Raw genomic sequence first — 15,011 nt, forward strand, 5'->3', positions numbered from 1 at the left:
GTTCTGCTCCGTTCCCTCGCCGATCAACCGCGCCACCGTCCAGTAAACGACGGCCGGCGTTTCTCGGCGAACGCGGCATAGGCCTCGGCGGAATCTGCGGTGCCGAAGTTGCCCGGCTGGGCGCGGGCCTCGTTGGCCAACGCGTCCGGAAGCGTGCTGTTCGCACCGGATTTCAGCAACGCCTTGCTGTGCGCCAACGCGACCGGCGGACCGGCGGCCAGCCGGGCACCGAGGTCGTTCACGAACGCGTCGATCTCGTCGGCCGGTTTGACCCAGGTGACCAGGCCCAGACCGTGGGCCTCCTCGGCGTCGATGGTCTCGGCCAGCAGCACCAGTCGCTTGGCCTGCTGCAGGCCGACGAGCTTGGGCAGCAACCAGGAGCCGCCGAGGTCGATCGACAAGCCGCGCTGGGCGAAGATCTGACAGAACCGCGACTCCGGTGTGGCCACGACGAGATCGCACCCCAACGCCAGGTTCCAGCCCGCGCCCACGGCCACCCCGCTGACCTTGGCGACGGTCGGGATCGGCAACTCGTGCAGGGCCAGCGCCACGTCGGTCAGCCGCCGCAACTTACGGTCCGGGTGCACATCGTCGGGAACCGAGATGTCCGCGCCCGAACAGAACGCTCCCCCGGCCCCGGTCAGCACCAGGGCACGCACGCTGTCGTCGTCTACGACGGCCCGCAGCGCATCGCGCAACGCGATCCACAGTTCCGGGTTCAGTGCGTTGCGGCGCTGCGGCCGGTTCAGGGTCAGCGTCCGCACGCCGTCACGGTCGTTGATCAGCAGCGGTTCGGTCATAGGACACCACTCCTCCGCAACACCGCGATCTGCTCGGCGTCCACTCCGAATTCGGTTAGCACCACATCGGTGTGTTCGCCGAGGGCGGGCACCGGAGCCATCGGCTGCTCGAATCCCGAGATCACCGGGGGCGGCAGCAACGCCTCGATCGGACCCTTGGGAGTCTGCACCGTCCGCCACCGGTCGCGGTCCTTGAGCTGCTGGTGCGCGACGACCTCGCTGGGCGTGTTGTAGCGGGAGTTGCCGATGCCGGCGTCGTCTGCGATCCGCTGGATGTCGGCGAGATCATGCTCGGCGCACCAGGATCGGATCGCGTCGTTCAGCTCGTCGCGGTGGGTGCACCGATCGGCGTTCGAGGCGAACCGTGGATCCTCGGCCAGATCCGGACATTCGATGATGTCGCGGGCCAGCCGCTGCCATTCCCGGTCGTTGGTGGTGCCCAGTACCACCGTCTGGCCGTCACGGGTGTCGAAGGCCCCGTAGGGTGCCACCGCGGGCGAACTCATGCCCAGCGGCTGCTGATCGATGCCACTGTGCTGGGTGTACGTCAGCTGGTATCCCATGATGTCGGTCATGGTGTCGAACAGGCTGACCGCGACCGAGGGAGCACCGCCGGCATCCCGACCGCCATACAACAGCGCCAGAATCGACAGTGCGGCATACAGCCCGGTGGAGATGTCGGCGACCGGCGGGCCGGGTTTGGCCGGCATGCCGGGATTGCCCGTCACCGCGCAGGATCCCGATTCGGCTTGCACCAACAGGTCGTAGGCCCGCTTGTGGGAGATCGGTCCGCCCGGACCGTAGCCGTCGATCTCGACCGGAATGACCTGCGGGTGCCGCAGTTTCATGTCGTCGGGCGCGATGCCGAGCCGGGCGGTGGCGCCCGGCGCCAGGTTGGACACCAGCACGTCGGCGCGGTCCAGCAGGCGGTGCAGAAGATCCAGCCCCGCCCGAGTTTTCAGATCGATCGTGACGGATTCCTTGCCGCGGTTGGCCCACACGAAGTGGGCTGCCAAACCGCCGGGCCCGTTGACGACGTCGTCATAGTCGCGGGCGAAGTCCCCGCCCTTGGGGTTTTCCACCTTGATGACCCGGGCACCGAAATCGGCCAGCACCCGGGTGCACATCGGCGCGGACACCGCCTGCTCCAGGGCGACGACGGTGATGCCGGCCAGTGGCGCCGTCGCCATCAATAGCTTCTCGGTAGCTTCAGCACGTGCGATCCGAGGAAGTTCAGGATCATCTCCTGGCTGATCGGGGCGATCTTCATCAGCCGCGACTCGCGGAAGAACCGGGAGACGTTGTACTCCTCGGAATATCCCATCCCGCCGTGGGTCTGCAGGGCCCGGTCGGAGGCGGTGAATCCGGCGTCGGCGCACAGATATTTCGCGGTGTTGGCTTCCCGGCCGCAGGGTTTGCCGTTGTCGTAGAGCCAGGTGGCCTTGCGCAGCATCAACTCGGCGGCATCTAGGCGGGCCAGTGAATCGGCAAGCGGGAACTGGATGCCCTGGTTCATGCCGATCGGTCGGCCGAACACCTCGCGTTCGGTGGCGTACTTGACGGCCCGATCCAGCGCCACCCGTCCGATGCCGAGCGCCTCGGCGGCGATCAGCATTCGTTCCGGGTTGAGCCCGTCGAGGATGTAGGAGAAGCCCTTGCCCTCCTCCCCGATCCGGTCGGCGACCGGAACTTCGAGGTTGTCGATGAACAACTCGTTGGAGGAGACCGCGTTGCGGCCCATCTTCGGGATCGGCCGGATGTCGACCCGGCTGCGGTCGAGGTCGGTGAGGAACAGCGTCATGCCGTCGGTCTTCTTCACGACATCGTCGTAGGGGGTGGTCCGGGTCAGCAGCAGGATCTTCTCCGACTCAAGGGCTTTGGAGATCCATACCTTGCGGCCGTTGACGATGTAGCGGTCGCCGTCACGTTTGGCGAAGGTGGTGATCCGGGAGGTGTCCAAGCCGGCGCCGGGTTCGGTCACACCGAAGCAGACGTGCAGCTCCCCGGAGGCGATGCGGGGCAGGGTGCGCGCCTTGAGCTCGTCGGAGCCGTGCACGACGACCGGGTGCATACCGAAGATGGACATGTGGATCGCACTGGCGGCGTTCATCCCGCCGCCGGAGCGGGCCACCTCCTCGGCCAGCAGGGTGGCCTCGGTGATGCCGAACCCATGCCCGCCGTACTCCTCGGGGACCGTCATGCCCAACCAGCCGCCCTGGGCGATGGCGTCGTAGAACTCCTGCGGGAATTCGTGCGCCAGGTCCTTCTGCATCCAGTAGTGGTCGTCGAATTTCGCGGCCAGTTCGGCGACCGAGGCGCGGATCAGCTGCTGATCCTCGGTCAGCTCAAAGTTCATCTCGGAGGTCACCTTCTTCCCGCGAGCAGACGCAGAATCGCACGGCGGGCACCCCGATCATGCGATTCTGCGTCTGCTCGGCGCAAAAACTCAGCTGTTGGACTTCGCCGCTTCCATCAAGGCGTTGGACGCCCGCTCGCCTTCCTTGTGGTGGGACAGCGCCCGGATCGACACGTCGTGGCCTTCGGCCGCCTTGCGCAGCGCGCCGACGGTCGACTGCTCGGGGCTGATGTGGCTGAACGGGTCGAACGAGTACCAACGCATCGCGTTGCGGTGCGTCATGGCATGGATCTCGTCGTCGGGCACGTTGTTCTCGGTCAGCACGTCCCACAGCTCCTCGGGTGCACCGGGCCACATCGAGTCGCTGTGCGGGTAGTCGGCCTCCCAGCAGATGTTGTCGATGCCGATCATGCTGCGCAGCTTGACGCCCACCGGGTCGGAGATGAAGCAGGTCAAGAAGTGTTCCCGGAACACGTCCGAGGGCAGCTTGTCGCCGAAGTCCTGCCCGGTCCACGTCGAGTGCATCTCGTAGGTGCGGTCGGCGCGCTCCAGGAAGTACGGGATCCACCCGGTACCGCCCTCGCTCAGGGCGATCTTCAGGTCCGGGTACTCCTTGATCGGCCGCGACCACAACAGGTCCGCGGCGGCCTGCACGATATTCATCGGCTGCAACGTGATCATCACGTCCATCGGCGCGTCGGGAGCGGTGATCGCCAGCTTGCCCGAGGATCCGATGTGCACGTTCATCACGGTGTCGGTGTCGCACAACGCCTTCCACAACGGGTTCCAGTACGGGTCGTGAAAGCTCGGGTAGCCCATCGCGGCCGGGTTCTCGGTGAACGTCAGTGCGTGCACGCCCTTCTCGGCCACCCGCCGCACTTCGGCGGCGCACCGCTCGGCGTCCCAGATCACCGGTATCGCCATCGGGATGAACCGGGCGGGATAGGCGCCGCACCACTCGTCGATATGCCAGTCGTTGTAGGCCTGCACCAGAGCCACCGAGAAGTCGGGGTCGTCGGTGGCGAACAACCGCCCGGCGAAGCCGGGGAACGACGGGAAGCAGATCGAGGCCAGGATGCCGCCGGCGTTCATGTCCTTGACCCGCTCGTCGACGTTGTAGCAGCCGGGCCGGATTTCGTCGAGTCCCTGCGGCTCCAGCCCGTATTCCTCCTTGGGCCGGCCGGCCACCGCGTTGAGCGCCACGTTCGGGATCACGATGTCACGGAATTGCCAGGTGTCCGAGCCGTCGGCGTTGTGCACCAGGCGCGGCGCGTCGTCGAGATATTTGGCCGGCAGATGGTTTTTGAACATGTCTGGCGGCTCAACGGTGTGGTCGTCGACGCTGATCAGGATCATGTCGTCCTTGTTCACGGACCGATTCCTTCCACTGGGATTCGCCGTCTAGGGTCGGCCGGCCGCGGGGCCGGTACAGCGGCGAACGGATCGTCCATCGCCACCCTATATGGAAATTAGCTTCTCGGTTCGCGAGAATCAACATCCATCGCGGTTCTTGCTGTGGCCGCGGCCCCCGTCCACCACCCCGCCCCAGGTCGCCGCGGCACCGGGATTTGACCAGGTCGAACGCCGGGTGTTGACCAACAGAGCGATTCGTGGAAATCTATTGGTCAAATATGAGAATGTGATTCTCCAATGCGAGGAGGGCGCTATGCGGCTCGGGCCGTTGCCGGCGGACCAATGGGACGAAGAGGTCCAGCGGGCGCTGTCGGGCATGCTGCCGGCCGAGCGCCGCAACCCCGAGGGTGCCGGCACCGCGCTGGCCACCCTGGCCCGTCATCCCGATCTGGCCAAGGCCTTCCTGCGGTTCAACGTCCACCTGCTGTTCGGATCGACGCTGCCCGAACGGCTGCGTGAGCTGGCCATCCTGCGGGTCGCCTACCGGCGCGGCTGCAGTTACGAGTGGGCCCACCACGTGGACATGGGTAAGGACGTCGGCCTGACCGACGCCGAGATCCAGGATCTGCAGCACGGCGTGGCCGCCGGCGAACTCGACCGCGCCGTGCTGGCCGCGGTGGACGAACTCGACGACAAGTCCAACGTCTCGGATGCGACCTGGAATGTGCTGGCCCAGCATCTGGACGAACGCCAGCGCATGGACCTGGTCTTCACCGTCGGTTGCTACAGCCTGCTGGCGATGGCATTCAACACATTTGGCGTCGAACTCGAAGAGAAGAGGTAACCCCGTGGCGCACTTCCCCAAGCCGGCGGCTGGAAGCTGGACGCAGAACTATCCCGAACTCGGCACCGCACCGGTCGATTACAGCGACTCGTTCGACCCGGAGCACTACGCCGCCGAGCAGCAGGCCATCTTCCGGCGCACCTGGCTCAACGTCGGGCGCATGGAACGACTGCCCCGGGCCGGCAGCTATTTCACCCGGGAACTGCCCTCGTGTGGCGTCGGCACCTCGCTGATCATCGTCAAGGGCAAGGACGGTGTCGTCCGGGCATTCCACAACATCTGCCGGCACCGCGGAAACAAGCTGGTGTGGAACGACTTCCCGATGGAAGAGACCTCCGGAACCTGCCGGCAGTTCACCTGCAAGTACCACGCCTGGCGCTACAGCCTGGAGGGCGAGCTCACCTTCATCCAGCAGGAGGAGGAGTTCTTCTGCGTCGACAAGGGTGAGTACGGGCTGGTCGGGGTGCGCTGCGAAGTCTGGCAGGGTTTCATCTTCGTCAACCTCGACGCCAATGCGGCACCGCTGCAGGACTATCTGGGCCCGTTGGCCAAGGGCATCGAAGGTTATCCGTTCCACGAGATGACCGAGGTCTACTCCTACCGCTCCGAGATCGGCGCCAACTGGAAGCTGTTCATCGACGCGTTCGCCGAGTTCTACCACGCTCCGGTGCTGCATCAAGGGCAGTACACCAAGGAGGAAGCCGCCAAGATCCAGAAGTACGGGTTCGAGGCGCTGCACTACGAGCTCGCCGGTCAGCACTCGATGATCTCGACCTGGGGTGGCCAGGCGCCGCCGGCCGACCTCAACATGGTCAAACCGATGGACCGGGTGCTGCGCAGTGGCCTGTTCGGCCCGTGGGACAAACCCGACATCGAGGGCCTGGACGCCCTGCCGCCCGGGGTCAACCCCGCCAAAGCGCCGCAGTGGGGCATCGATTCGTTCATCTTCTTCCCGAACTTCATGCTGCTGCTGTGGGAGCCGGGCTGGTACCTGACCTACCACTACTGGCCGACCGCGGTCGACAAGCACATCTTCGAGGCGAGCCTGTACTTCGTGCCGCCCAAGAACGCGCGCGAACGGCTGGCCCAGGAGTTGGCCGCGGTGACGTTCAAGGAGTACGCGCTGCAGGACGCCAACACCCTGGAGGCCACCCAGAAGATGATCGGCACCCAGGTCGTCAAGGACTTCCTGCTGTGCGACCAGGAAATCCTGCTGCGCCACCTGCACAAGACGGCCCGCGACTACGTCAGCGACTACCAGAAGAACGAGATCAAGGAGCACGCCAATGGCGCTACCCGCTGAGTTCGCGGACCTGCAGCCCTACGCCGACTGGGATCTGGCGACCGAGCCGGAGCGCTACGCCAAACGGTTGGCGTCGACCATGCCGGAGCTGCAAGCGTTTTACGACGTCGCGTTCGCGCGACTGGAGGACGCGATCACCTTCCTGGACAAGTTCGACCTCAATGACCTGCCCGACGACGCCCGCTCGCTGATGCACGTGATGCAGTCGCTGGTGATGGTGTCGTTCCCGGTGGAGGCGTGGAAGCAGCCGCGGGTGCCGGACAGCGGCGCGGCGTGGGTGGAGCTGACCAGGGAACCGGTAGTTTAAGGAATGCTCATCGCTCGTCGCGCACCCCGCTCACCGCTGTGTTAACCCTCAAGGCAGCCGGACTTCTCGACGTCGACGCCGGGGAGATCATCCGGCCCGGGCTGCTGCAGATCGACGGCGACCGCATCGTCGGTGTCGGCGGGTCGCCCACGCCATCAGCCGATGCCGACGTGATCGATCTCGGCGACTCGATCCTGCTGCCGGGTCTGATGGACATGGAGGTCAACCTGCTGATGGGCGGACGGGGTGAAATCCCGGGCCTGTCCCAGGTTCAGGACGATCCGCCGACCCGGGTGCTGCGCGCGGTCGGCAACGCGCGGCGCACGCTGCACGCCGGGTTCACCACGGTGCGCAACCTCGGGCTGTTCGTCAAAACCGGCGGGTACCTGCTCGACGTCGCGCTGGGCAAGGCCATCGACGCCGGCTGGATCGAGGGTCCGCGGGTGGTGCCGGCCGGGCACGCGATCACCCCCACCGGCGGGCACCTGGATCCGACCATGTTCGCCGCCTTCATGCCCGGCGTCCTGGAGTTGACCGTCGAAGAGGGCATCGCCAATGGCGTCGACGAGATCCGCAAGGCGGTGCGCTACCAGATCAAACACGGCGCCCAGCTGATCAAGGTGTGCTGCTCGGGTGGCGTGATGTCGCTGACCGGGGAGGCTGGCGCACAACACTATTCGGATGAGGAACTGCGTGCCATCGTCGATGAGGCGCATCGCCGGGGGCTGCGGGTGGCCGCGCACACCCATGGCGCCGAGGCCGTCAAGCACGCGGTGGCGTGCGGGATCGACTGCATCGAGCACGGATTCCTGATGGATGACGAGGCCATCGCGATGCTGGTCGAGCACGACCGGTTCCTGGTCACCACCCGCCGGCTGGCCGAGTCGATGGACGTCTCCAAGGCCGCGCCCGAACTGCAGGCCAAGGCGGCCGAGATGTTCCCGAAGGCCCGCACCTCGGTCAAGGCCGCCTACGAAGCGGGCGTGAAGATCGCTGTCGGCACCGACGCGCCCGCGATCCCGCACGGCCGCAACGCCGAGGAACTGGCCACCCTGGTCGATTGGGGAATTCCGCCGGCTGCCGTGCTGCGGGCGGCGACGGTGACCGCCGCCGAACTCATCAACGCAAGCGATCGCGGCCGGCTGGCCGAGGGTCTGCTGGCCGATGTCATTGCGGTTCCGGGTGATCCGCTGTCCGACATCACAGTCACCCAGAACGTGAACTTCGTCATGAAAGGCGGCAAGGTGTATGTCAACAAGAACTGACGACCTGGTCGAGATCCAGCAAACCCTGGCCCGCTACGCGGTGACCATCACCCAGGGCGACATCGACGGCCTGGTGGCGGTGTTCACCCCGGACGGCACCTACAGCGCGTTCGGCGAAACCTATTCGCTGGACCGGTTCCCGGTACTCGTCGAGGCTGCCCCCAAGGGTTTGTTCATGACCGGCGTCCCGGTGATCGAGCTGGACGGCGACACCGCGACCGGCACCCAACCGCTGTGCTTCATCGATCACGCCAGCCACGACATGCGGATCGGCTACTACAACGACACCTATGTGCGTACCGCCGACGGGTGGCGGCTGCGGACCCGCAAGATGACGTTCATCCGGCGCAGCGGCGCGCATGACGCCGGACGTCCGCACGCGGTCGGTCGTCCGGCCGCCCAATGATGACGACGGCGCCCGCCGCAGGAGAGAACTGGGCCACCGACACCAGCCAAATGGATGTCGCTGCGTTCCAAGCAGATCTACGCTGCTGGCTCGACGAGAACGACCTGAGCCCCGGACCGGACAACTCGCTGCACGGCCACCTCAAACAGTTCGCCCGGGTCTCCGCCGCGCTCTACGAGGCCGACTGGATGCGGTACGGCTGGCCCGTGGAAGCCGGTGGGCTGGGCGGTCCGGCGATGCTGCGGGCCGTGGTCGGCGAAGAAGTGGTCGGCCGCAGGCTGGTCGAGCCCGGCCCGTACTCGATGCTGGAAGTGCTGGCGCCCACCATGATCGACTACGCGCCACCGCAGCTCGCCGCAGAAATGGTGCCGCGGCTGCTGTCTGGTCGCGAACAGTGGTGCCAGGGCTTTTCCGAGCCCGGCTCCGGCAGCGACCTGGCATCGCTGAGCACCCGCGCCGTCCCGCGCGGCGACCAGTGGGTGATCAACGGCCAGAAGGTGTGGACCAGCTTCGCCCAGTACTCGCATCGCTGCATCCTGCTGACCCGCACCGGGGACGGGCATGACGGAATCACCGCGTTCTTCGTCGACCTGGACACCCCCGGCATCGATGTGCGCCCGCTGCGCACCATGCACGGCGTCGACGAGTTCTGCGAGGTGTACTTCGATGATGTCGTCGTCGACGGCTCGCGGATGCTCGGCAAGCCCGGCGACGGCTGGCAGCTGGCCATGGACCTGCTGCCCTATGAGCGCTCGACCTGCTTCTGGCAGCGCATCGCCTACCTGTATGCGCGCTTCGATGCGCTGATCGCCGAGGTGAAGCGTCAGGGCGCGGCCATCGACAACGACCTGGGTGCGGTGTATCTGGCGTTGCACACCCTGCGCTGCCGGTCCCGCGCCACCCAGCACCGGCTGGCCGACGGCCATCGGCTGGGCCCGGACACGTCCATCGACAAGGTGCTGCTGGCCGGCGCTGAACAGTTGCTCTACGACACCACCCGCGACCTGCTGCCGGGCCGCATCGAGTTGGACGAGGCGCAGTGGCGCTCTGAGTACCTGTATTCCCGGGCGGCCACCATCTACGGCGGCACCGCCGAGATCCAGCGCAACATCATCGCCCGCCGACTGCTCGACCTCGGAAAGGAGTGACGATGGATGCCACCTCGATCACTCTGCTGGAAGACACCCTGCGCAAGACCATGGCGTCGCATTGCGGCGCTGAGCTGGATCGGACGCTGGCCGAACTCGGTTGGGCGGAAATGCTTTCCGAGGATCCCGATCTGGCAATCCCACTGGTGTTCCGGCTGCTCGGGGAGACCGGGGCGCATGCCTCGGTACTCAACGACGTGATTCTGGAGACCATCGGCGGCCTGCCCGGCGGCACTCCCCCGATGCCCTACGCCGGTGGCAGCTGGGTGATCTGGGAACGAGACGAACGCGAGGACAATCCGGTCCTCGGCGGGCTTCCGCTGCGCGCAGTACCCGGTGGGGAACAGATGCGTCTGGGTGAGGCCCGCCGTGCGTTGGGGTGGTGGCTGGTCGGCTCGGCGCGGGCAATGCTGGCCCTGGCCCGCCGGCACGCCCTGGACCGGGTGCAGTTCGGCAAACCGATCGCCTCGTTCCAGGCCATTCGGCACCGGCTCGCCGAAACCCTGGTCGCCATCGAGGGTGCCGAGGCCACCCTCGGCGTGCCCGTCGTCGACAGCCCGGACCTGACCTCCATGCTGGCCAAGGCCGCCGCGGGCAAGGCCGCGCTGACCGCGGCCAAGCACTGCCAGCAGGTGCTCGGCGGCGTCGGTTTCACCGCGGAACACGATCTGCACCGCCACATCGAGCGGGTACTGGTGCTGGACGGATTGCTCGGCAACGCCCGCGAATTGACCCGCCAGGTCGGCGGCGGTCTGCGGGCCCGCGGCTCGGCGCCCCGGCTGGTGCAGCTATAAGGGCGAGCAGACGCAAATGTGCCTATTTCGCACGGAAATTGGGCACATTTGCGTCTGCTCGCCCTGGTCTGCTGGGGCCTAGCGCGGCAGGCCGAGTACCCGTTGGGCAATGATGTTGCGCTGAATCTCCGACGTGCCACCGGCGATGGTGCCCGAGAAGCTCCGCAGATACCGGTCGAACCAGCTGCTGGTGGCATGGTCTTCGTTGAGCGGGGTATAGGTTCCCGAACTGGCGGGGTGGACCAGCCCGTCGATGCCGGCCGCATCGAGCGCGTGCTCGCCGGCGCTCTGCACCGCCTCGGAGCCCAGCAGCTTGAGTACCGACAGTCCGGCGACGTCCTGCTCGCCGCGGGCGGCCTGCGCCAGCGCAACCGAGCCGAGTAGCCGCAACGCCTGGTTGTCCATCAGCAGCGTGGCGAACTGGTCACGCTGCAGCGGACCGGCGGGCCGAAAGTCGTGGATCAGGTCGCGCAGCCGGTCGGCGAAGCTCATCCACAGCAGGGTGCGCTCGTGTCCGAGCGAGCCGTTGGCGACTCCCCACCCGCCGTTGAGCGGTCCGACCAGGTTCTCGACCGGGACCCGGACGTCGGTGAAAAACACCTCGTTGAAGTCGATGTCGTCGTGATCGCAGGCGGAGGCGAACGGCCGGCGCACCACACCCTCGGTGTCGGTCGGGATCAGCAGCACACTGATGCCCTTGTGCTTGGGTGCATCGGGATCGGTGCGCACGAAAGTCAGCAGCACGTCGGCGTCATGGGCGCCTGATGTCCATACCTTCTGCCCGTTGACGACGAACTGGTCGCCCTGGCGCACCGCGCGGGTCTGCAGCGAGGCCAGGTCCGACCCGGCCCCCGGCTCGCTCATGCCGAGCGACGCGGTCATGTCGGCACGCAGGATCGGCGCCGCCCAGCGCAGCTTCTGCTCCTCGGTGCCGAACGACAGCAGCGACGCGGCAATGATGCCGACGCCCTGCGGGTTGAAGCTCTGGTAGATCCGCCGCCGGGACAACTCCTCGGAGTGCACGTACTGCTGCAGGATGGTGGCGTTGCGGCCGCCGAACTCCGGTGGGTTGCCGGGTATCAGCCAGCCGTTGTCGAACAGCAGCCGCTGCCACCGCCGCGCCCAGTCCGGGACGTGCGAACACGACCGCGACCGCTCGAGGGCTTCAGCTTCGGTGGGAAGGTGCTCATCGAGGAACGCCGCGAACTCGTCCCGGAAGGCCTCAAGGTCGGCATCGAAGGTGAGCTGCACGGCACTCCCGATCTGTCGTTTCGCTTCCCCGGACGGGTATGAGAATAGTATTCTCAACGCAGGAAAGTTACAATCTCTGACACGTTGTCTGCGAGGGGGTCCGAGACCACAATGGCACGACGTTCTCCGGTACAGTCCAATCATGTTCTCCCAGCACTGCACGTGTCAGAGCCTCCAGTGAGCAATCCGAGCACCGAGCCGGCCTGGAAGCAGCGCGCAGTCGAACGCTCCATCAAGACCGCAAAGCTGCGGGCAGCCCAGCGCGTCCAGCGATTCCTCGATGCCGCCCAGGCGATCATCATCGAGAAGGGCAGCACCGACTTCACCGTGCAGGAGGTCGTCGACCGGTCACGGCAGTCGCTACGCAGCTTCTACCTGCAGTTCGACGGTAAGCACGAGTTGCTGCTGGCACTGTTCGAGGACGCCCTGAGTCGCTCGGCCGACCAGATTCGGGCCGCCACCGCCAACCACTCCGATCCGCTGCAACAGCTCAAGGTCGCGGTGGAGTTGCTGTTCGAATCCTCCCGTCCCGACCCGACCGCGAAGCGGCCGTTGTTCACCGACTTCGCTCCCACCCTGCTGGTGTCACACCCAGCCGAGGTCAAGGTCGCGCACGCGCCGCTGGTGGCGTTGCTGACCGAGCTGATGGAGGCCGCGGAGGCGGCCGGTCAGCTGCGGGCCGGGGTCAACCCCAGACGGATGGCGGCGATGACCATGCAGACCGTCATGTTCAACGCGCAATCCAGCCCCAGCTCGGACGATCCGGCGGTGCATCCGCTGACCGCCGACGAGGTCTGGGACTTCTGCGCCAACGGATTCGTCGGCGGCTGAGCCCCCAGCACCCACCGGAACACCGACTCGCGTGAGACCCGGCCGACCTTCGTCACGCGGGTGTGAGAATGCTATTCTTCTGATCGAAGAATCAAAGATGTCTAAAATTGAGTGTGGCATTGACACCCGCGGGCTGCGGGTGCCAGAGTCGTGACTCAAAGCGATGCGCAATCCCTGATGCTCGATCTTGCTTCGTATTGCGGAGTACCGATTCCGGCGAGAGGCGAAACCCCGTGACAGTCAGCGCGGCCACTCACTACGACCCGTACGACGTCGAAATCAACGCCGATCCGTACCCGATGTTCAAGCGGTTGCGTGAAGAGTCGCCGCTGTACTACAACGAGCAGCACGACTTCTACGTCCTGAGCCGATTCGCCGACGTCAACAAGGGTTTGGTGGACTACCAGACGTTCAGTTCCGCACGCGGAGCGATCTTGGAGCTGATCAAGGCCAATACCCCGATTCCGCCGGGTCTGTTGCTGTTCGAGGACCCGCCGCTGCACGACATCCACCGCAAGCTGTTGGCCCGGATGTTCACTCCGCGCAAGATCAACGAGCTGGAGCCCAAGATCCGGGATTATTGTGCCCGCAGCCTCGACCCGCTGGTCGGCACCGGTCACCTCGACTTCGTCGCCGACCTGGGTGCGCAGATGCCGATGCGGGTGATCGGCATGCTGGTGGGCATCCCGGAGGAGGACCAGGAGTCGATCCGCGACCACTCCAACGACATGATGCGCACCGAGGCCGGCAAGCCGATGTCGATCGCGTCGGAGGGCTTCGACGACGGCTCGATCTTTGCCGAGTACATCGACTGGCGGGTAAAGCATCCGTCTGACGACATCATGACCGAGCTGCTCAATGTCGAGTTCGAGGACCAAACCGGCACCACCCGCCGGCTGACCCGCGACGAGCTGCTGATGTATGTGAACGTGGTTGCCGGGGCCGGCAATGAGACTACGACCCGTTTGATCGGCTGGGCCGGAAAGGTTTTGGCCGAGCACCCCGATCAGCGCCGCCAGCTGGTCGAGAACCCCGCACTGATCCCCCAGGCGATCGAGGAGTTGCTGCGATTCGAGCCGCCGGCACCCCACGTGGCGCGGTATGTGACCCGCGATGTCGAGTACTACGGGCAGACGGTTCCGCAGGGCAGCGTGATGATGATGCTGATCGGCGCCGCCAACCGCGACCACCGCCAATTCCCGCCCGACGGCGACGTTTTCGACATTCACCGTGAGGTGCGCCAGCACCTGACCTTCAGTGTCGGGACGCACTACTGTCTGGGTTCGGCATTGGCGCGGTTGGAGGGCCAGATCGCGCTGCAGGAGATTCTCAAACGCTTCCCGGAGTGGGAAGTCGACATGGCCAAGGCATCGCTGTCACCGACGTCCACTGTCCGGGGCTGGGATTCGATGCCCGCCGTAATCGGATGAAGTACGAGTGAGGAATTGAGGTAGGCATGACCGGGCGTGTAGAAGGCAAGGTCGCATTCATTACCGGCGCGGCGCACGGTCAGGGCCGCAGCCACGCGGTCCGACTGGCACAGGAGGGCGCCGACATCATCGCGATCGACGCCTGCAAGCGGGTCGTCAAGGACTCGCCCATCCCCCCGGCCACTCCGGAGGAACTGGCCGAGACCGCCGACATGGTCAAGGCGTTGAACCGCCGGATCTTCACCGCGGAAGTCGACGTGCGTGACTATGACGGACTCAAGGCCGCGGTGGATGCCGGGGTGGAGGAGCTGGGCGGTCTGGACATCATCGTTGCCAACGCCGGCATCGGCAACGGTGGCGACACGCTGGACCAGTGCAGCGAGCACGACTGGCAGGAGATGATCGACGTCAACCTGTCGGGTGTGTGGAAGACGGTTAAAGCCGGTGTGCCGCACCTGATCGCGGCCGGTAAGGGCGGTTCGATCGTCCTGACGAGCTCGGTCGGGGGTTTGAAGGCCTACCCGCACTGCGGCAACTACGTGGCGGCCAAGCACGGCGTGGTGGGCGTCATGCGCTCCTTCGCCGTCGAGTTGGGCCACCACAACATTCGCGTCAACACCGTGCATCCCACCCATGTCAGCACCGGGATGATCATGAACGAAGGCACCTGGAAGATGTTCCGCCCGGACCTGGAGAACCCGGGCCCGGACGACATGGCACCGATCTGCCAGATGTTCCACACGCTGCCGGTGCCCTGGGTGGATGCGGTGGATATCAGCAACGCCGTGCTGTTCCTGGCCTCCGACGAAGCCCGATACATCACCGGTGTGACGCTGCCGGTGGATGCCGGAAGCTGCCTGAAGTAGCCGCTTTAGCCGTTGACTCTGCGCCCACGCAGGGAAAGTGCGAGAAGGCTGCGTCGT

Annotated in this window: 15 protein-coding genes; 10 read left to right on the plus strand and 5 right to left on the minus strand. The window is 66.0% G+C overall.

Annotated features, from left to right (window positions below; all coding sequences use genetic code 11):
• Window positions 1-23 precede the first annotated feature (23 nt).
• From AC5Y36_RS00990 to AC5Y36_RS01005, 4 genes are all read right to left on the minus strand, one after another.
• A complete protein-coding gene (locus AC5Y36_RS00990; protein WP_500038996.1) occupies window positions 24-800 on the minus strand; it encodes an enoyl-CoA hydratase/isomerase family protein in 777 nt (258 codons plus the stop codon).
• Window positions 797-1,990 carry a CaiB/BaiF CoA transferase family protein gene (locus AC5Y36_RS00995; RefSeq protein WP_500038997.1) on the minus strand — a complete coding sequence of 398 codons (1,194 nt, stop codon included), beginning with the start codon at window positions 1,988-1,990 and terminating at the stop codon, window positions 797-799. The genes AC5Y36_RS00990 and AC5Y36_RS00995 overlap by 4 nt, the downstream gene beginning before the upstream one ends.
• Window positions 1,990-3,156: an acyl-CoA dehydrogenase family protein gene (locus tag AC5Y36_RS01000; protein ID WP_500038998.1), complete on the minus strand. Its 1,167-nt coding sequence runs from the start codon at window positions 3,154-3,156 to the stop codon at window positions 1,990-1,992. The genes AC5Y36_RS00995 and AC5Y36_RS01000 overlap by 1 nt, the downstream gene beginning before the upstream one ends.
• A 90-nt stretch (window positions 3,157-3,246) precedes the next feature.
• Entirely contained in the window at window positions 3,247-4,527 is a 1,281-nt protein-coding gene (locus AC5Y36_RS01005) for an amidohydrolase family protein (protein WP_500038999.1), read from the minus strand.
• A gap of 295 nt (window positions 4,528-4,822) precedes the next feature.
• On the opposite strand from AC5Y36_RS01005, the gene AC5Y36_RS01010 reads away from it, so the two are divergent.
• The 7 genes from AC5Y36_RS01010 to AC5Y36_RS01040 are packed head-to-tail and all read left to right on the plus strand — an operon-like array spanning window position 4,823 to window position 10,576.
• On the plus strand, window positions 4,823-5,353 hold the full coding sequence (locus tag AC5Y36_RS01010) for a carboxymuconolactone decarboxylase family protein (protein ID WP_500039000.1): 531 nt from the start codon (window positions 4,823-4,825) through the stop codon (window positions 5,351-5,353).
• Between the two features lie 4 nt (window positions 5,354-5,357).
• Window positions 5,358-6,656 (plus strand): aromatic ring-hydroxylating oxygenase subunit alpha, encoded by a 1,299-nt coding sequence (locus tag AC5Y36_RS01015; protein WP_500039001.1) that lies wholly within the window; start codon window positions 5,358-5,360, stop codon window positions 6,654-6,656.
• Window positions 6,640-6,963, plus strand: coding sequence for a hypothetical protein (locus AC5Y36_RS01020; RefSeq protein ID WP_500039002.1), 324 nt, complete (start codon window positions 6,640-6,642; stop codon window positions 6,961-6,963). The genes AC5Y36_RS01015 and AC5Y36_RS01020 overlap by 17 nt, the downstream gene beginning before the upstream one ends.
• 38 nt (window positions 6,964-7,001) lie before the next feature.
• Complete coding sequence (locus AC5Y36_RS01025; RefSeq protein ID WP_500039003.1) at window positions 7,002-8,228, plus strand: metal-dependent hydrolase family protein; 1,227 nt, start codon at window positions 7,002-7,004, stop codon at window positions 8,226-8,228.
• Window positions 8,212-8,634 (plus strand): nuclear transport factor 2 family protein, encoded by a 423-nt coding sequence (locus AC5Y36_RS01030; protein ID WP_500039004.1) that lies wholly within the window; start codon window positions 8,212-8,214, stop codon window positions 8,632-8,634. Before AC5Y36_RS01025 ends, AC5Y36_RS01030 begins: the two co-directional genes overlap by 17 nt.
• A 50-nt stretch (window positions 8,635-8,684) precedes the next feature.
• A complete protein-coding gene (locus tag AC5Y36_RS01035; protein ID WP_500039121.1) occupies window positions 8,685-9,782 on the plus strand; it encodes an acyl-CoA dehydrogenase family protein in 1,098 nt (365 codons plus the stop codon).
• A 2-nt stretch (window positions 9,783-9,784) separates the two neighbouring features.
• Window positions 9,785-10,576: an acyl-CoA dehydrogenase family protein gene (locus tag AC5Y36_RS01040; RefSeq protein ID WP_500039005.1), complete on the plus strand. Its 792-nt coding sequence runs from the start codon at window positions 9,785-9,787 to the stop codon at window positions 10,574-10,576.
• Window positions 10,577-10,654: 78 nt separating this feature from the next.
• On the opposite strand, the gene AC5Y36_RS01045 is transcribed toward AC5Y36_RS01040, so the two are convergent.
• Window positions 10,655-11,827, minus strand: coding sequence for an acyl-CoA dehydrogenase family protein (locus AC5Y36_RS01045; protein WP_500039006.1), 1,173 nt, complete (start codon window positions 11,825-11,827; stop codon window positions 10,655-10,657).
• Window positions 11,828-12,004: 177 nt separating this feature from the next.
• Between AC5Y36_RS01045 and AC5Y36_RS01050 the strand changes: the two genes are divergently transcribed.
• The 3 genes from AC5Y36_RS01050 (at window position 12,005) to AC5Y36_RS01060 (ending at window position 14,954) form a co-directional block, all read left to right on the plus strand.
• Entirely contained in the window at window positions 12,005-12,658 is a 654-nt protein-coding gene (locus tag AC5Y36_RS01050) for a TetR/AcrR family transcriptional regulator (RefSeq protein ID WP_500039007.1), read from the plus strand.
• Between the two features lie 233 nt (window positions 12,659-12,891).
• Window positions 12,892-14,088, plus strand: a complete 1,197-nt coding sequence (locus AC5Y36_RS01055) for a cytochrome P450 (RefSeq protein ID WP_500039008.1) — start codon at window positions 12,892-12,894, stop codon at window positions 14,086-14,088.
• Between the two features lie 26 nt (window positions 14,089-14,114).
• Complete coding sequence (locus AC5Y36_RS01060; RefSeq protein WP_500039009.1) at window positions 14,115-14,954, plus strand: mycofactocin-coupled SDR family oxidoreductase; 840 nt, start codon at window positions 14,115-14,117, stop codon at window positions 14,952-14,954.
• Window positions 14,955-15,011: the final 57 nt, after the last annotated feature.

The sequence above is a fragment of the Mycobacterium sp. NGS50 genome, assembly GCF_059812545.1.